The sequence below is a fragment of the Falsiroseomonas sp. genome (genome assembly GCF_051859025.1).
Taxonomy (GTDB): domain Bacteria; phylum Pseudomonadota; class Alphaproteobacteria; order Acetobacterales; family Acetobacteraceae; genus Falsiroseomonas.
The window spans coordinates 47,223-64,363 of record NZ_JBHYGL010000006.1; the positions used below are offsets into that span (position 1 = coordinate 47,223).

The following is a 17,141-nucleotide window of genomic DNA, read 5'->3' on the forward strand; positions in this document are numbered from 1 at the left end:
CCGCGCAGCAGAGGCTGCCTACCCCGGCTTGGCAAGCCGCGCGGGCGCGGGCAGAGGTAGCCGGTCCGGGGAAGGAACGTGGTGATGACGTTGACGGAAGCCTTGCTTGCCGAACTCGCACGGCGAGGCACGCGGCGCATCTGGGGCGTGCCCGGCGGCGGCTCCTCGCTCGATATCATCGAGGCCGCGCCCCGCCACGGCATCGACTTCATCCTGGCCCGCCAGGAGGCCAACGCCGCCATCGCCGCCATGGCGGATGCGGAACTGACCGGCGCGCCCGGCGTGGTGCTGACCACCAAGGGCCCCGGCGTCGGCAATGCGGTCAACGGCCTGGCCTGCGCCACGCTGGAACGCGCGCCGCTGCTGCTGCTGGCCGATGGCTTCACACCGAAGCAGACCAGTTGGGTCACGCACCAGTATTTCGACCAGCGCGCCATGACCGGCGGCGTGGTGAAGGGCTATGCCCGCGCCGATGCCGAAGCCCCCATGGCCGGCATCATGGCCCTGCTGGACCAGGCGGAGGCCGCACCCCGCGGCGCCGTCCACCTGGACCTGACGGGGGAGGCCGTGCGCCGCCCCGCGCAGCCCGTGGAGCCCTTCCAGCCCATGGCGCCGCACACCCCCCCTCAAGGCGACGCCGCTGCCCTGCTGGCCGGCGCCACACGCCCCGTGCTGCTGGTGGGCGTGGAGGCCGCCAACGCCGCCGACGCCGACGCGCTGCGCGGGCTGGCAGAGGCACTGGGCTGCCCCGTCCTCGTCACCTACAAGGCCAAGGGCGTGCTGCCGGATGCGCACTCCCTCTATGCCGGCATCTTCACCGGCGGCACGCTGGAAGCCCCCTGCGTCGGCCAGGCGGACCTCATCATCCAGGTCGGGCTGGACCCGGTGGAGCTTATCCTCCAGCCCTGGCGCTACACCGCGCCGATTCTCGACATCGCGCTGCGCCCGCATCCCGTGCGCTACGCGGAACCGCAGGCGGCGCTGCACGGCCCGCTGGCGGACAGCATCGCGGCGCTGGAACCGCGCCCCTCCACCTGGACACCGACGGAAATCGCCGCTTTGCGCGACACGGCGCTGGCCGCGCTGGAATGGCAGGGCAGCGGCGGCGTCTCCCCGCCCGACATCGTGCGCATCGCACAGAGGCAAGCGCGGGCAGCCGGCGCGACGCCGCGCGTCGCCGTCGATGCCGGCGCGCATATGTTCTCCGCCACCGCGTTCTGGCAGTGCGAGGCCCCGCGCGACCTGCTGATCTCGAACGGCCTGGCCTCCATGGGCTTCGCGCTGCCGGCGGCGATCGCCGCGGCGGTGCATGACCCCGCCCGCGGCGCCATCGCCTTCACGGGGGATGGCGGGCTGATGATGTGCATGGGCGAACTCGCCACCACCGCGCAGATCGGCGCGAAACTCATCACCATCGTCTTCAACGACAGCGCCCTGTCGCTGATCGACATCAAGCAGCAGCAGCGCCAGCTGCCCCAATCCGGCGTGCGCTTCACGCGGACGGATTTCGCGGCCGTGGCGGAAGGCTTCGGCGTGAAGGGCCTGCGCGCCGACGACCCCGCGCAATACGCCGCCGCGCTGCGGGACGCCTTCGCGCATGACGGCCCCTCACTGATCGATGTCACGGTGAACCCCGCCGGCTACCCCGCGCAGCTCCAGGCGATGCGGGGCTGAGATGACGCTCTCCGCCCTTCGCCTCGGCACCGCCTGGGCCCGCATCGCGGGGCTGATGGATGAGGCCGCGGAGACCTTCGTCCGCACCTCCTTCTCCTCCGTCGTGCGCGACAATTGGGACATGGCTGTTGGGCTGATGGACAGCGAGGGGCGCCAATTCGCGCAATCCTCCCGCTCCGTCCCCAGCTTCGTGGGCACCATGCCGCGCACCCTCGCCGCCATGCTGGCCCGCATCCCGCGCGCGCGCCTGCAACCCGGCGACGTGCTGATCAGCAATGACGGCTATCTCGGCACCGGCCACCTGAACGACATCACCATGGTGAAGCCCGTCTTCGTCGGCGGCCGCATCATCGCCTGGATCGGCAGCACCTTCCACGCCACCGATATCGGCGGCGCCCCCTCGGTCGAGGCGCGTGACGCCTGGGAGGAAGGGCTCACCATCCCCGTCGCCCGCATCCTGAAGGGCGGCGAGGAGAATGAGGACGTCATCGCCTTCCTGGAGGCCAATCTCCGCATGCCCGGGGAGGTGCTGGGCGACATCCGCGCGCAATTCGCGATGTATGACCAGGCCGAGCCCCGCCTGCTGCGCATCCTGGCCGAGGAAGGCATTTCGTCCGTTGACGAACTGGCGGCCGAGATCTTCGGCCGCTCCGAGCGCGCCATGCGCGACGCCATCGCCGCTGTGCCGGATGGGGAGGTGATGGATGAAGTCACCTCCGATGGCTTCGAGCATCCCGTCACGATCAGGCTGCGACTCGCCATCAAGGGCGATGCGCTGACGCTCGATTTCACCGGCACCGGCGCGCAGATCCCGCGCCCCGTGAACTCGCCGCTCAACTTCACCCGCGCCTATTCAAACTACGCCGTGAAATGCGCCTTCGATCCGCTGACCCCGAACAATGACGGCAGCTTTCGCCCGATCACCCTGATCGCGCCGGAGGGCTCCATCGTGAATCCGCGCCACCCCGCCCCCGTCTGGGGCCGACACCTGACAGGCCACTACCTGCCCATGCTGGTGCTGGCGGCGCTGGGGAAGATGATTCCGGATCGCGTGGTGGCGGAATGCGGCAGCCCGCTCTGGAACGTCTATTTCACCGGCGAGCAACCCGATGGCCGCCGCTATGTCCGCATGTTCTTCATGAATGGCGGCCATGGCGCGGCCGCGTCGCATGATGGCGCCTCCTGCCTCTCCTTCCCCTCCAATGTCGCGACCCAGCCGGTGGAGCAGTTCGAGAATGCGGTGCCGCTGCTGGTGACGGAGAAGTCACTCATCGTCGGCAGCGGCGGGGATGGCCGCACCCGCGGCGGGCTCGGCCAACGCCTGGGTTTCCGCGTGGTCGGCGACAAGCCCGTGACCGCGACCTACCGCCATGAACGCGTGCAGCATCCACCACGCGGATTGCTGGGTGGCGAGGCAGGTCGCGCGGGCCGCGATCTGCTGAACGGCAAGCAGGTGGCCGCCAAGGCGCGCATCACGCTCCAACCCGGCGATACCCTCACCTTCGAGACCCCCGGCGGCGGCGGCTTCGGCCCACCGGCGGAACGCAGCGCGGAAGCCCGCGCGCAGGACAGCGCGGAAGGCTACGTGGCGTGACCCCCTGGCAGATCGGCGTCGATATCGGCGGCACCTTCACCGACTTCGTGCTGCTGGACAGCCGCGACGGGCGGCTCTTCAACGGCAAGCTCCTCACCACGGCACACGCGCCGGAACAGGCGGTGCTGGAGGGCATTCGCCAGCTTCTGGCCACCCATGGCGTCGCCCCGACCGAGGTCAGTCACGTCATCCACGGCACCACGCTTGTCGCCAACGCCCTGATCGAGCGCCGCGGCGTGCCGACGGGCTTTCTCACGACTGAGGGTTTCCGCGACATCCCGGAAATCGGCACCGAACTCCGCCACGACACCTACGATCTTTTCATGCGGCGCCCCGAACCGCTGGTGCCGCGCAGCCTTCGCCTCGGCGTCCCCGAACGCCTGCGCGCCGATGGCGCGGTGGTGACGCCGCTTGATGAGGACGCCGCCCGCGCCGCCATCCGCGCGCTGCGCGACGCCGGCGCCCAGGCGCTGGCCATCTGCCTGCTGCACGCCTTCCTCAACCCCATCCATGAACGCCGCCTCGCCGAGTTGGCGAAGCAGGAAGCGCCCGGCCTGACGCTGTGCCTTTCCTCCGATCTGGTGCCGGAAATCGGGGAATACGAACGCGGCACCACCACCATCTGCAACGCCTATGTCCAGCCCGTCTTCGAACGCTACGTCGCGCGCTTGCGCGGCGGGCTGCGCGATGCCGGCGTGACCGGCCCGCTGTTCCTGATGCTGTCGGATGGCGGCACGGTGCGGGACGATGTCGCGGCGAAACACCCGATCCGCCTGGTGCAATCCGGCCCCGCCGGCGGCGTGCAGGCCACGCGCCTGGTCGGCGCCGCCGCCGGCGCGCCCGATGTCCTCTGCTTCGACATGGGCGGCACCACCGCCAAGGCCGCGCTGATCGACCAGGGCGAGCCGCAGCGCAGCCTCGACTTCGAGGTTTCGCGGGTTGATCGCTTCCGGAAAGGCAGCGGCTTTCCGTTGAAGGTTCCCGTCGTCGAGATGATCGAGATCGGCGCCGGCGGCGGCTCCATCGCGCGCGTCGATCGCCTCGGCCTCATCAAGGTCGGCCCCGACAGCGCCAGCAGCGATCCCGGCCCGGCCTGCTACGGCCTGGGCGGGACGCTGCCGACCGTGACGGATGCCGACCTGCTGCTGGGCTACCTGGCGCCGGACAGTTTCCTCGGCGGCGACATGACGCTGGATGTGGCGGCGGCAGAACGCGCGCTGCTGGAGCACATCGGCAAGCCGCTGGGCCTTTCCGCGGTGGAGGCCGCCTGGGCCGTGCACGAGACCGTGAACGGCACCATGGCCCAGGCCGCCGCGATCCATGCGCTGGAGAAGGCGCGCCGGATCGAGGACTACGCCATGGTGCCCATCGGCGGCGCCGGCCCCGTCCATGCCTGCGCCATCGCGATGAAGCTCGGCCTGGCCAAGCTCGTCTCGCCCCCCGGCGCCGGCGTCGCCTCGGCGTTTGGATTCCTCGCTGCCCCCATTTCCTTCGCGCATCTCCGCGCCATGGTCGCTCCGCTGGCGACGCTCGACATGGACGCACTGCACGCCATGCTGGCGGCGATGGAGGCGGAGGGCCGCGCGATGGTCGCCGAAGCCGGCGTCGCGGACAGCGATGTTTCCATCCGCATCCTCGCCGCGCTGCGCTATGCCGGCCAGGGCTACCAGGTGGAAGCGGCCATCGACACCGCTGCCATCGCGCAGGGCGACCGCGACGCCATCCGTGCCGCCTTCGAAGCCGAATACCGCCGCCTCTACGGCCGCATCGAGGCCGGGCTGCCGGTGGAGACCGTGGGCTGGCGCGTCATCGTCAGCGGCCCCACCCCCGCGCTCCGCCTCGCCCCCGCCGGCCAGCGCGGCGGCAGCGCCCGCAAGGGGACCCGGCCCGCCTGGTTCGGAGAGGCGTTCGTCGATACCACGGTCATCGACCGCACCGCGCTGCGTCCCGGCGACAGCGTCACCGGCCCCGCCGTGGTGGAAGAGCGGGAGAGCACGCTGGTCCTCCCCCCCGGCGCCACCGCCACCTGCGACGAGGGGTTGAACCTGGTGGTCGTGTTCAGCTGACGGCGGCGCGCCATTCCGGGTGCGCGTCGGTCGTGCCGCGCACCACCGCCTCATAGGCCGCCTGCAAACGCTGCGTCAGCGCGCCCGGCTTGCCGTCACCGACCGGCAGCCGGTCCACCGATGTCACCGCCACCAGTTCCTGCCCCGTGCCGCACAGGAAGACCTCTTCCGCCACATACAGCTCCGTGCGATCGACCTCCCGCTCCTCCACCGGGATACCGAGCTCGCGGGCAAGGATCATGACGGTGTCGCGCGTCACACTCTCGAGGATGTCGCTGGTCCGCCCCGGCGTCACCAGCACGCCGTCGCGCACCAGGAACAGGCAAGCGGCCGCCGCTTCGGAAACCTTCCCCCGCGCCGTCAGCAGCAGCGCGCTGTCATAGCCATCCGCCTTGGCCTGCAGGGTCGCCAACCGGCTAGCGTGATAGTTGGCGGAGGCCTTGACCCGCGGCGGCATTGCATTGTCCGCGATCCGGGTCCAGGAGGAGACGGTGGCCGCGAGCCCGCTCGCGAATTTCTTGCTGCGCTCCCGCGGCAGCGCGGCGGCGATCCAGCCGACGGGGCCGGTCGTCGCCATCATGCCCATCGCCTCGATCTGCACCTGCACGCGCAGATAGGCATCCTCATCCGGCGCGTTCAGGCGGATCACCTCCAGCACCGCGGCGCGCAGCGTCTCCGTCGAAGGCGGATTGTCGAAGCGCATCACCTTCATGCCCTGTTGCAGGCGGGCAAGATGCTCATCCAGCCGGAAGACGGTAAAGGCGCCGGTCTCGGGGTGGCGATAGGCGCGCAGCCCCTCGAACACCGCCACGCCGAAGGCGACGCCCAGCGCCAGCGGATGGATCCGCGCATCGGCGAAAGGCATCGCCACGCCGTTGTGGATGATGGTGTGGGCCTGCCACATCGCGCTTGCTCCCGCTGCTCGTCGCGGCGAGTGTGGGCGGCAGCCGCCACCACGACAACCCACCGGAGGAACCACGCCGCATGACCCCCCTGCCCCTGCCGCCCGGCATCCGCAGCCGCGTCATTCCCCGCGTGAACGGCCTTTCGATGCATGTGCTGGAAGCCGGCGATCCGGGGCGGCCCTGCCTGCTGCTGCTGCACGGTTTCCCCGAACTCGCCTTCTCCTGGCGCCACGTCATGCCGAGGCTCGCCGCCGCGGGCTACCACGTGGTCGCGCCGGACCAGCGCGGCTATGGCCGTACCACGGGCTGGGCCGCGGAATACGACGCGCCGCTCGCCCCCTTCCACATGCTGAACTTCGTGCGCGACGCGCTGGCGCTGCTGGAGGCGATGGGAATCGCCCGCACCCATGCCGTGATCGGCCATGATTTCGGATCGCCCGTCGCCGCCTGGTGCGCGCTGGTGCGCCCCGACATCTTCCGCCGCGTGGCCCTGATGTCGTCCCCTTTCGCGGGGCCGCCCGCGCGCAACCCCGCGCCGCAGGAGGATGTGCACGCCGCGATGGCCGCGCTGACGCCGCCCCGGAAGCACTACCAATGGTATTACGCGACGCGCCCCGCGGCATCCGACATGAACCACGCGCCGCAGGGCCTGCACGCCTTCCTGCGCGCCTACTACCACCACAAATCGGCGGACTGGCCGGGCAACAAGCCCTATCCGCTGAAGGGCTGGACCGCGACCGAACTCGCGCAGATGCCGGACTACTACATCATGCCCCTCCACGCGACGATGCCGGAGGCGGTGGACCCCTTCATGCCGTCCCCCGCCGAGATCGCGGCCAATGGCTGGCTCCCCGACAGCGACCTTGCGGTCTATGCCGCCGAATACGCGCGCACCGGCTTCCAGGGCGGGCTGCAATCCTACCGTTGCAACACCGGCGGCGCGAATGCGGCGGAACTGACGCTGTTCAGCGGCAGGCGGATCGAAATCCCGTGCCTGTTCATCAGCGGCGCCAGCGACTGGGGCACCTACCAGTTCCCCGGCGCCTTCACCCGCATGCAGGAAACCGCCTGCGCGGCGTTCCGCGGCGCCCATCTGGTGCCGGGTGCCGGCCACTGGGTGCAGCAGGAACAGCCGGCGATCACCGCATCCCTGCTGCTCGATTTCCTTCAGTCGTAGTCGCCGTCCGGCAGCGGCGGCGTGCCGTGGGTGTGGAAGGATTTGATCGTCTGCAACCCCCAGGCCTGGCCCTTCCGGCGCTCGGCTTCCGTCCAGGTGATGGTCTTCCAATCCGGCGCCAGCACCAGCCTGGCGCCGGCATTCGCCACCTCCACGCGGTTGCCGCCGGGTTCCCAGACATAGAGGAAGAAGGTCTGCTGCACCGCGTGCTTGTGCGGCCCCGTCTCGATGAAGACGCCGTGCTCCAGGAACACGTCGGCCGCCTGGAGGATCGCCTCACGGCTGTCCAGCGCGAAGGTCACGTGGTGGAAACGGCCGCGTACGCCATGCGCTTCCTTGGTGAAGGCGAAGTCGTAGGATTTGTTGGTGGCGGTCAGCCACATCCCCGCTTCCTCGCCGCTGTCGAGTTCGATCCGCTCCGTGCAGCGGAAGCCGAGGTTGCTTTCGAAGAATTCCCGGCACGCCCGCACATCCACGGCCAGGCAGTTGAAGTGATCCAGCCGGCGGACATTCACGCCGCGGGCGGGAAAGCGCTGCGCCTGGTTCTTCAGCGCGGGGCGCAGCGCCTCCGGCGCCTCATACCATTCGGTGTCGTAGTAGATCTCGAAGACATGCCCGTCGGGGTCGCGAAAGCGCCAGCCCGTGCCGTGGCCGAACTCTCCCTCATGCGCCCAGACCTCATGCCCCGCCGCGCGCAGCGCCGCCACGCGCCGCGCCAGCGCCTGGGGGCTGCGCGTGCGGAAGGCGGCGTGGCCGAGGCCCGACGTCGTGCTCGCCGTCAGTTGCAGCGAATAGCGTTCGTAATCATCCCAACCGCGGAGGTAGACGCTGTCGCCCCGCCGCCCGGCCTCCGTCATGCCCATGACATCGACGAAGAAGCGCAGGCTCTCCTCCGGCTTCGGCGTCAGCATCTCGACATGGCCGAGATGGGCGATGTCCCAGACCGGTTCCGGCGTTTCCATGGCGGCAGCCCCTCTCGAATCCGGGTGCCACCCTACAATCACCGCATCCGTTCGAAGAAGCCGCTTTCCTCATCGAGCCGCGCATGCTCCCGCGCCCGGAAATCGTAGCGGGAGACGATGCCGACCACGCGCCCCTCCTCGCAGACCGGCAAGTGCCGGAAGCCGCCATCGTCGAGCACCCGCAACGCCTCCATCGCGCCCTGATGCGGCGGCAGTGTCGTGGGCTGCGCCGTCATCACCTGCGCCAGCGTGGTGGCCGTGGCGTCCAGCGCTTCCGCCAGGCAGCGCAGCGCGTCGCGGCCGGTGAAGATGCCCACCAGCCGGTCGCCCTCCACCACCAGCACCGCGCCGACGCGGCGTGCGCGCATGGCGGCGCAGGCCTCCGCCACGCTCGTCCCCGGCGGCAGCGCCAGCGGCTGCTGGTCCTTCACCAGATCACCCATCGTGCGGTCACGCATCGCAAGGCCTCCTCCCTGGTTCCGCGACAGCCTGCGCGCCCCCGGGCGACGCCGCCTTGATCCACCGCAACGCGCCGATGCCGCGCTGGTGGCATCGCTCGCTTTCCGATCGGCGAACGGCCTTGCGCGGCCCGGCCCGCGCCCGCAATCTTGCTGGGATACAGCAGGGACATCGGGCCATGACCAGCATCTCCCGCCGCGCGCTCCTCGGCACGATGGGCGCGGCCGCCCTGGCCGGCACCGCCGCGGCCCAGCCTGCCTTCCCGACGCGGTCGATCCGCGTCGTCATCCCCTTCGGCCCCGGCGGCGGCACCGACAACCTGATCCGCATCCTGGAGCCCTTCGTCACCCGCGCCCTCGGCCAGCAGTTGGTGATCGAGAACCGCCCCGGCGCGGCCAGCGTCGTCGGCACGGAGATCGCCGCGCGGGCGGAACCGGATGGCTATACGCTGGTGGCGCTGGACAGCAGCTTCGTCATCAACCCCGGCCTGCTGCCGACCCTGCCCTATGACCCCGCGCGGGATTTCGCGCCCATCACCATCCTGGCCTATGCGCCGGTCGTGCTGCTGGCGCATCCCTCCGTCCCTGCCGCGACGCTGCCGCAGTTGATCGCGCTGGCCAAGGCGCGGCCCGGCACGCTCGCCTATGCCTCCGGCGGCAATGGCGCGCCGACTCATCTGGTGGGGGAGATGCTGAAGACCGAGGCGGGCATCGACCTGACGCACCTGCCCTATCGCGGCACGGGCCCCGCGATGAACGACCTCATCGCCGGCCATGTGCCGCTCGGCGTCAACGGCCTCAGCGCCTCCGCCGCGCATATCGCCAGTGGCCGCGTCCGCGCGCTGGCGGTCACGGGCGACACGCGCGCCGATGCCTTCCCCGATGTGCCCACCTTCAAGGAACTCGGCCTGCCCGGCGTCGATCTCTACACGCATTGGGGCCTGCTGACGCGCGCCGGTACACCGCAGCCCGTGATCGACCGGCTCGCCACCGCCTTCAACGAGGCCGTGCTGCGCCCCGACCTCAAGCAACGCCTCAACGACCTCGGCTTCGTGCCCGCCGGTGCGGGTGCCGCGCGCTACGCAGAGACCATTGCGCGAGAGACGGCGCGCTTCACCGCCGTGATCCGCGCCGCCAATATCCGGCCCGACTGAGCAGGAAGACACTACCCATGATCGAACCGACCCTGTCGCGCTTCACCAGCAGCGACGGCATCAGCCTTGCCTACCGGGTCGATGACTTCACCGATCCCTGGCGCGACCAGGGGATTCCCGTGCTGATGCTGCATGCCGCGATGGGCCGCTATCGCCGCTGGTATGCATGGACGCCGATCATCGCGCGCCAGCACGCCACCATCAGCATGGAACTGCGCGGGCACGGATCGTCGGAAATCCCGGGCCCCGACACACCCTTCAGCCTGGAGCGGCTGGTGCAGGATGCGCGCGAATTGCTGGACCTGTTGGCGGTGCCGCGCGTGCATGTCGTGGGCCTTTCCGCCGGCGGCTATGTCGGCCAGCGCCTGGCGATGGAAAGCCCGGAGCGTGTCGCCACCCTCAGCCTCTTCGCCTCCACCCCCGGCCTGAAGGGCACGCAGGCCGCCACCTGGCCGGAGCGCATCGGCAAGGTGGGCATCGAGGCCTTCGTCCGCGCCACTGCCAGCGACCGCTTCGGCCCCGACGCCGACCCCGCCCTGGTGGACTGGTTCTGCCGCCAGGTCGGCGCGAATGATCCTGCCTGGATCGGCCGCTTCGTCACCCACATGTCGTCGCGCGACTGGACCGACGATCTGCCCCGCATCACCTGCCCGACCCTGATCGTCGCGCCGGGCCATGAGCCGATCGGCGAGAACAACACCTATGAGGTGATGGCCAGGGCGATCCCGAGGGCGGAACTCGTCGAATATGACGGCATGCCCCACAACATCGGCGATGCCGCGCCGGAGCGTTGCGCGCGGGAAGTGCTGCGCTTCCTGGCGGCGCAGGGATGAGCATCCTCGTCGTCGGTGCCGGCGCCGTCGGCGGCTACATCGCCGCGCATCTGGCGCGCGCGGGTGAAGCCGTGGCGGTGCTGGAGCCCTGGGCGCCGAACCGGGATGCGATCCGCGCCCACGGCCTGGCGGTGGAGGAACCCTCCGGCGATTTCCGCATCGACCTGCCGATGATCGAAAGCCCCGCAGACGTGGCGGCGATGGCACCGAGCCTCGTGATCCTCTGCACCAAGCTCGCGGACTCGCCGGCGATGGTCGCAGCGCTGGCGGGCCAGCACGCCGCGCCCTACCTCGTCACGCTCAACGCGCTGGCGGATCTCGACCTCGCCGCGCGGATCGGCGCGGATCGCGTGATAGGCTGCATCGTCACGGGCCTTTTCGCCAACCTCGTCGCGCCCGGCCGCCTGCAACGCCACCGACGCCGCGGGGATGGCGGCCCGGCCAGCTTCCGGCTTGGCGAGGTCAGCGGCCCCGCCACGCCGCGCATCCAGGCGATGGTCACGCGCCTCGCCCAGGTGGATACAGCGGAAGCGGTGGATGACCTGCCCGGCGCGCGCTGGACCAAGCTGGTCTTCAACGCCATGACCTCGCCGCTTTGCGCCCTTCGCCGCACCAACCTGCATGCGCTGTTCACGGAAGCGCCGATGCGGGCGGAGATGCAGGCGGTGGCGCTCGAAGTCGTGGCGGTGGCCGATGCCGCCGGCATCACGCTCGACGCCATCTGCGGCATCCCCGGCGCCGCCTGGATGGCGGCCGCCCGCGGCGATGCGGCCGCCGCCTCGGCGGTGGATGCCGGGCTGCTGGCCTACGGGAAGAAGGTCGATCCCGCCGCCACCAGCGGCATGGCGCAGGATCTGGCGCGCGGCCGACGCACCGAAGTGACGCTGATCAACGGCGCGGTGGTCGAACAGGCACACCGGCACGGGCTTGCCGCGCCGGTCAACCAGGGCGTCATCGAACGGCTGGAAGCGCTCTCTACCCTTACGGGCTGAGCCCCGCACTCCGCACGATGCGGCCGAAGCGCTCGACATCGGCGCGGATGCGCGTGCCGAATTCCTCCGGCGTGCTGCCGACCGGCGTGATGCCGAGTTCGCTGAAGCGCGCCAGCACATCCGGCGCGCGCAGCGCCTGCACCACGGCGGCATTGGTGCGCGCGATCACCTCATCCGGCGTGCCCCTGGGCGCCACCAGCCCCCACCAGGTGCCGATCTCGTAGCCCGCCAGCCCGGCTTCCGCGACGGTCGGGATGGCGGGGTAGATCGGGTTGCGCGCGGGGTCCGTCACCGCCAGCGCCTTCAACCGCCCCGCATCCACCAGCGCCTTCACCGCCGACAGCGACATGAAGCCGAGGTCCACATGCCCCGCCGTCAGATCCGTCAGCGCGGGCGTATCGCCGGCATAAGGCACATGTTCCATCCGCGTGCCCGTCATCTCCTGGAACAGCACGGCGGCCAAATGCGGCGGCGCGCCGGCGCCGGAGGAGGCGAAGTTGTAGCGCCCCGGCGCCGCCCGCAGCAGGGCAATGAGGGAGGGGACATCGGTCGCCGGCAGGTCCGGCCGCGTCACCAGCATGAAGCTCGATGCCGCGACGCGGCTGATGGGGCGGAAATCCGCGGCGATGTCGTAGGTCAGGTTGCGCATCAGCGCCGGCGCCAGCGTGTGTGCGCCCGCCGCCATGAACAACGTGTAGCCATCCGCGGGCGCCCGCGCCGCCTGCCCCGCGCCCAGCGTGCCCGCCGCACCGCCCCTGTTCTCGATCACCAGCGGCTGGCCCAGCACCGCCCGCATCGGCTCCGCCACCGATCGCGCGACGATGTCGTTCGCACCCCCCGCGGGATAGGCGACGATCACCGTGATGGGCCGGCGCGGCCAGCGATCCTGCGCGGAAGCCAGTGTCGGCATGGCCAGCGCGGCCAGGGCCAGGGTGCGGCGGCGGATCATGGCTCAGGCCCTTTCGGCGGTGGCGTGGAAACTCGTGGCGGCATCCAGCACCTGGGGCGCATCCGGCTGCACCTCCATCGCGATGATGGAGGAAGCGAGGCAGAGGTAGTAGCCCGCGGTGATGTTCACATCCGTGATCTGCCGGGCGGAGAACGCCGCCTGCATCCGCACGAAGATCGCGGCCGGCACGCCCTTCAGCGCGGCATAGGCGAAGACATAGGCGGAAAGCGCGCTCTCCGCCTCCTCCAGCCCGTCCGGCACCTGGCCATCACGCAGCGCCTGCAACTGCGCCTCGCTCAGCCCCGCCTTCAGGCCGAGCGGCGCGTGGTGATGCCAGGCATAGGCGACGCCGCGGCCAGTGATGAGGATTACCAGCTCCTTCTGCTTCTCCGTCAGGTCGGTGCCGTAGCGGCAATAGCTGCCGAGATCGACGATGGCCGAAAGCCCCGCCGGTGCATGGGCGAAGGACTTCATGACGTTGGAGACGATGCCCCGCGTGCGGAGGAATTCCGCATAGGCCGCGGCGAGTTCGGGGGATTGCGCGGGATCGGCGTCCGGCAGTCGCATGGGGTCACTCCTCAGGATGTCGGATGGCCGAACTTGTCACGGTGGAACTGCAGAATATCCGCCACGCAGCGGTCCGGCATCATGTCCGCGATGTTGTGCGGCATGTGTTCGTATTCCGCCATGCGCACATCGGGGATGCGGTCGCGCATGAGGTCATAGACATTCGCCTCCCCCACCGTCTCGTCCCCCGGGAAGATCACCAGCGTGGGGCAGGCGATGCGGTGCAGCTCGCCGCTCCAATCCTGCGTCGTGTTGTAGCCGATGAAGCGGGCGAGGAAGGCGGGATCATTCTCCGCCGTCTGCTTCAGGAACCAATCGACCAAGCCGGGATCGCTGGTCGCCAGGTCGAAGCGCATGGCGATGGTCTTCGTGAGGAAGGGTGTCAGCCCCTCCTCCGCAATGCGCGTCAGCCATCCCCGAGCACTGGGGCTGAGGCCCGGCGTCGATCCCACCAGCGCCAGGCTCCGCACCTTCTCCGGGAATTGCAGCGCCAGATTCTGCGCGACATAGCCGCCGGCCGAATTGCCCGTGACATGCGCGGCATCGAGGCCGAGCAGCGCCATCAACTCCGTCACATCGGCCACCAGCCGGGCCATGTCGAAAGGCTTGTCGGCAGCGGGAACGGAGGAGGCGCCATGCCCGCGCAAATCCATCCGCACCAGCCGGAAATGCCGCGCCAGGCCCGGCACCCAGGAATAGAATCGCTGCGAATTGCCCATCGCGGAATGCAGCAGCAGCATCACCGGGGGCGTGCGCCAGGGATCGGTGAAGTCATCGATGTAGTAGGCGATCCGCTCGCCATCGCTGGTGGTGAAGTGGGCGCGTTCCGTCATCTCAATAGGCCGATCTGCCGCCATCGGCGGGAATGGTGGCGCCTGTGATCATCCGCGCGGCGTCGCTGGCCAGGAACACCGCCGTCGCCGCGATATGCTCGGGATCGCCGATCCAGAAGGGATATTCCTTCATGCGGTTCACGGGGTCCTGCGGATCGCGCCCCGGCACTGCCGCTTCCTCCAGCGTACCGAAGGTGCGGATGACGCGTTCCGTCATCACGCGGCCGGAGGCGATGCAGTTCACCCGCACGCCCTGCTTCGCGTAATGCCCCGCCAGCGCGCGCGTCAGCGACAGGATCGCGCCCTTGGCCGCGCTGTAGCAATGCGCGGGGTTGGCGCCCCGCAGCGCCGCGCCGGAGGACATGTTGATCACCGCGCCCCCGCCCGCCGCAATGATGTGCGGGATGGCGTGGCGGCAGCACAGGAAGGTGCCCCGCAAATCGAGGTTGATGGTGCGATCGAAGGCCTCCAGCGGCACTTCCGTCACCGGCCCGTCCGCGGGGTCCGTGCCACCCGCGGTGTTGTAGAGGAAATCGATCCGCCCGAAGCGCGCCACCGCCGCCGCCACCCCGGCCGCGACGCTCTCATCGCTCGTCACATCCATCGTCACGGCCAGCGCCTGGCCGCCGGCCTCGGTCACGGATCGCGCCGCCGCCTCCGCGCGGTCCGCCATCACATCCGCGACCACCACTGCCGCCCCCGCCTGCGCGAAGGCCCGCGCGGCCGCGCTGCCGATCCCGCCGCCACCGCCGGAGATGAAGGCAACCTTCCCCGCCAGCATCACGCGATCCCCGCCTTCACACGATCCCGATACTCCTGCTGCACCTGTTCCAGCGTGTGGAACTCCGCGCCCATCTTCGTGACGCCGTCGATCAGCTTCTCCAGCATCATCATCCGATGCCCGCGGCCAATGACGTAGGGGTGGAAGGTGAAGACCAGCATCCCCCATTCATTCGTGCGGGTCATGTATTCGAAATCCGCCAGCCAGTTCTCCAGCACCGCATTCGCATTCGCCAGGCCCGGCATCACCGCGCCGCCGACCCGAAAGAATTCGAAATGCGGATGGTCGTCCAGCGACCAGGAGATCGGGATCTCCACCAGATCCGTCACCTCCCCGAATTGCAGCGGTGCGTCCGCGACGCAGACATCGCCGCGCCGCGCGAAATAGGGCTGGCAGTCATGCCCCATCATGCTGCTGTCATATTGGCAGCCATGCTCGCGGATCAGGTCGATGGTGCGGTCACTGAGGTCCCAGGAGGGCGAGCGATAGCCCACCGGCCCCTTGCCCTGCAGCTGCTTGATCGCCTCCACCGCCAGCGCGAATTCATCGGCCTCCTTCGTCGCCTCCAGCGCGGCGGGCGGCACATGGCTCCAGCCATGATGGCCGATCTCATGCCCTTCGCGCAGGATGCGCTCGCAGGCCTGCGGATAGGTCTTGATGACGACCCCCGGCACATACCAGCTCGCCTTGATGCCGCGGCTGCCCAGCAGGTCCAGGATCCGCCCCGCGCCCACCACGCCGAATTCGCCGCGCGACACCGGCGTCGGCGTCGTCATGCCGCGGGATGCGAAGCCCGACCAGGTATCGAAATCGAACGAGAGGCAGGCGATGTGGCGTGGCATGGGCAACTCCCGCAGGCGCGCGCAGGGCCTCGCGCCGCGTGCATGACGTGACTATCCTTCGTCGAGCATGAACGCCGCCCCCCCACGCCGCAAGGCGTTGCCCCTGCAACACTCGGCCGTTGCCTGATGGGCATACCCGCCTGGGTCGCTGCGCTGTCGGCCACGTTGCTGATGCAGACCGTTGCCTCCTTCCTCACGCAATCCCTGCCCGTGGTCGCGCCGCTCATCACCGCCAGCGCGGGGCTGCCGCCGGAGGCGATCGGCAACCTCGCGGCCCTCGTCGCGCTGGGCACCGTGCTGTTCCTGCTGCTGGGCGGGCCCTTCCTGGCGCGCTTCGGCCCGGTGAGGACCTTGCAGGCAGGCGCGGCGCTTTCCGCAATCGCCATGCTGGTGGCGGCCACGGGATCGCCAGCGGCGCTGGTGCTGGCCTCCCTCCTCCTCGGCATCGGCTACGGGCCTTCGCCGCCCGCGGGCAGCCGCATCCTGGCGGCGACGGCGCCGCCCGGCCACCGCACGTTGATCTTCTCCGTCAAGCAGGCCGGCGCACCGCTGGGTGGCGCGCTGGCGGGCCTCGCTACCGCGCCGCTCGCCGCGCATTTCGGCTGGGTGACGGCGCTGCTGGCGACCATCGCCGTCGCGCTGCTGGCCGCCGCCATTATCCAGCCGCTGGAACGCACGCTCGACGTCGAACGCGATCCGACGCAGCGCATCACGCTGCTCACGCTGTTCCGCCGTTCCACCTGGCTGGCGCCCATCGCCGCACTCGGCCTGCATCGCGCCCTGCCGCCGCTGACCGTGCTGGCGATGAGCTTCGCGACGCTGCAGGGCTGCCTCTTCACCTTCACCGTCACCTGGCTGACGCTGGACCACGGCATCGGCCTGGTGCAGGCGGGCACCGCCTTCGCCTGCATGCAGGGCGCGGGTGTGGTGGCGCGCATCCTGCTGGGCTGGCTCGCAGACCGCACGGGCCAGCCTTCGCTCAACCTGCTGGTGCAGGCGGGCGTCGCCTGCGCGGCCGGCATCGCCTTCGCGCTGATGCCGGACGATGCGGCGCCCTGGCTGATCTACACACTGTCAGGCCTGGCGGGCTTCGTGGCAGCCAGCTGGAACGGCATCTACATGTCGGAAGTCGCGCGCCTGGTGCAGCCCGCGCAGGTCGCTGCCGCGACATCCGGCTCCACGCTCTTCACCTTCCTCGGCTACCTCGCCGCCCCCGTCTTCTTCGCGCTGATGGTGTCGCTGACGGGCAGCTGGACGCTCGCCTTCCTGGTCGCGGCGGGGCAGCTCGGCGTGGTGGGGCTGGGGGCGGCGCTGCTGTTGCGGCGCGCCATCCGCCGCGGGTAGAGCTTCGCGG

Annotated in this window: 16 protein-coding genes; 8 read left to right on the forward strand and 8 right to left on the reverse strand. The window is 70.2% G+C overall.

Annotation, left to right across the window (positions count from 1 at the left end; all coding sequences use genetic code 11):
• Positions 1-84: 84 nt before the first annotated feature.
• The 3 genes from ACTIE5_RS08595 to ACTIE5_RS08605 are packed head-to-tail and all read left to right on the forward strand — an operon-like array spanning position 85 to position 5,334.
• The gene (locus ACTIE5_RS08595; RefSeq protein WP_439549282.1) at positions 85-1,674 is read left to right on the forward strand and encodes a thiamine pyrophosphate-binding protein; all 1,590 of its coding nucleotides are present in this window, start codon (positions 85-87) and stop codon (positions 1,672-1,674) included.
• A gap of 1 nt (position 1,675) precedes the next feature.
• Positions 1,676-3,268: a hydantoinase B/oxoprolinase family protein gene (locus tag ACTIE5_RS08600; protein WP_439549283.1), complete on the forward strand. Its 1,593-nt coding sequence runs from the start codon at positions 1,676-1,678 to the stop codon at positions 3,266-3,268.
• Positions 3,265-5,334 carry a hydantoinase/oxoprolinase family protein gene (locus ACTIE5_RS08605; RefSeq protein WP_439549284.1) on the forward strand — a complete coding sequence of 690 codons (2,070 nt, stop codon included), beginning with the start codon at positions 3,265-3,267 and terminating at the stop codon, positions 5,332-5,334. The genes ACTIE5_RS08600 and ACTIE5_RS08605 overlap by 4 nt, the downstream gene beginning before the upstream one ends.
• Here the strand turns inward: ACTIE5_RS08605 and ACTIE5_RS08610 are convergent.
• Positions 5,327-6,238, reverse strand: a complete 912-nt coding sequence (locus tag ACTIE5_RS08610) for an aminotransferase class IV (protein ID WP_439549285.1) — start codon at positions 6,236-6,238, stop codon at positions 5,327-5,329. The genes ACTIE5_RS08605 and ACTIE5_RS08610 overlap by 8 nt on opposite strands.
• An 80-nt stretch (positions 6,239-6,318) precedes the next feature.
• On the opposite strand from ACTIE5_RS08610, the gene ACTIE5_RS08615 reads away from it, so the two are divergent.
• Positions 6,319-7,416: an alpha/beta fold hydrolase gene (locus tag ACTIE5_RS08615; protein ID WP_439549286.1), complete on the forward strand. Its 1,098-nt coding sequence runs from the start codon at positions 6,319-6,321 to the stop codon at positions 7,414-7,416.
• Here the strand turns inward: ACTIE5_RS08615 and ACTIE5_RS08620 are convergent.
• A complete protein-coding gene (locus tag ACTIE5_RS08620; RefSeq protein ID WP_439549287.1) occupies positions 7,407-8,378 on the reverse strand; it encodes a catechol 2,3-dioxygenase in 972 nt (323 codons plus the stop codon). The genes ACTIE5_RS08615 and ACTIE5_RS08620 overlap by 10 nt on opposite strands.
• A 38-nt stretch (positions 8,379-8,416) precedes the next feature.
• Positions 8,417-8,836, reverse strand: coding sequence for a CBS domain-containing protein (locus ACTIE5_RS08625; protein WP_439549288.1), 420 nt, complete (start codon positions 8,834-8,836; stop codon positions 8,417-8,419).
• 179 nt (positions 8,837-9,015) lie between these two features.
• On the opposite strand from ACTIE5_RS08625, the gene ACTIE5_RS08630 reads away from it, so the two are divergent.
• Genes ACTIE5_RS08630 through ACTIE5_RS08640 form a run of 3 tightly spaced genes read left to right on the forward strand, consistent with a single transcriptional unit; the run spans position 9,016 to position 11,815 of the window.
• Entirely contained in the window at positions 9,016-9,990 is a 975-nt protein-coding gene (locus ACTIE5_RS08630; protein WP_439549289.1) for a Bug family tripartite tricarboxylate transporter substrate binding protein, read from the forward strand.
• 17 nt (positions 9,991-10,007) lie between these two features.
• Positions 10,008-10,823, forward strand: coding sequence for an alpha/beta fold hydrolase (locus ACTIE5_RS08635; RefSeq protein ID WP_439549290.1), 816 nt, complete (start codon positions 10,008-10,010; stop codon positions 10,821-10,823).
• Complete coding sequence (locus tag ACTIE5_RS08640) at positions 10,820-11,815, forward strand: ketopantoate reductase family protein (RefSeq protein ID WP_439549291.1); 996 nt, start codon at positions 10,820-10,822, stop codon at positions 11,813-11,815. Before ACTIE5_RS08635 ends, ACTIE5_RS08640 begins: the two co-directional genes overlap by 4 nt.
• Here ACTIE5_RS08640 and ACTIE5_RS08645 read toward each other — a convergent pair.
• Genes ACTIE5_RS08645 through ACTIE5_RS08665 form a run of 5 tightly spaced genes read right to left on the reverse strand, consistent with a single transcriptional unit; the run spans position 11,805 to position 15,787 of the window.
• Positions 11,805-12,764, reverse strand: coding sequence for a Bug family tripartite tricarboxylate transporter substrate binding protein (locus tag ACTIE5_RS08645; RefSeq protein WP_439549292.1), 960 nt, complete (start codon positions 12,762-12,764; stop codon positions 11,805-11,807). The two genes, ACTIE5_RS08640 and ACTIE5_RS08645, sit on opposite strands and share 11 nt — an antisense overlap.
• A gap of 3 nt (positions 12,765-12,767) precedes the next feature.
• Complete coding sequence (locus ACTIE5_RS08650) at positions 12,768-13,331, reverse strand: carboxymuconolactone decarboxylase family protein (protein ID WP_439549293.1); 564 nt, start codon at positions 13,329-13,331, stop codon at positions 12,768-12,770.
• Between the two features lie 11 nt (positions 13,332-13,342).
• The gene (locus ACTIE5_RS08655) at positions 13,343-14,164 is read right to left on the reverse strand and encodes an alpha/beta fold hydrolase (protein WP_439549294.1); all 822 of its coding nucleotides are present in this window, start codon (positions 14,162-14,164) and stop codon (positions 13,343-13,345) included.
• A gap of 1 nt (position 14,165) precedes the next feature.
• Complete coding sequence (locus ACTIE5_RS08660) at positions 14,166-14,945, reverse strand: SDR family NAD(P)-dependent oxidoreductase (protein ID WP_439549295.1); 780 nt, start codon at positions 14,943-14,945, stop codon at positions 14,166-14,168.
• Positions 14,945-15,787 carry a polysaccharide deacetylase family protein gene (locus tag ACTIE5_RS08665; RefSeq protein ID WP_439549296.1) on the reverse strand — a complete coding sequence of 281 codons (843 nt, stop codon included), beginning with the start codon at positions 15,785-15,787 and terminating at the stop codon, positions 14,945-14,947. The genes ACTIE5_RS08660 and ACTIE5_RS08665 overlap by 1 nt, the downstream gene beginning before the upstream one ends.
• 126 nt (positions 15,788-15,913) lie before the next feature.
• On the opposite strand from ACTIE5_RS08665, the gene ACTIE5_RS08670 reads away from it, so the two are divergent.
• Positions 15,914-17,131: an MFS transporter gene (locus ACTIE5_RS08670; protein WP_439549297.1), complete on the forward strand. Its 1,218-nt coding sequence runs from the start codon at positions 15,914-15,916 to the stop codon at positions 17,129-17,131.
• Positions 17,132-17,141: the final 10 nt, after the last annotated feature.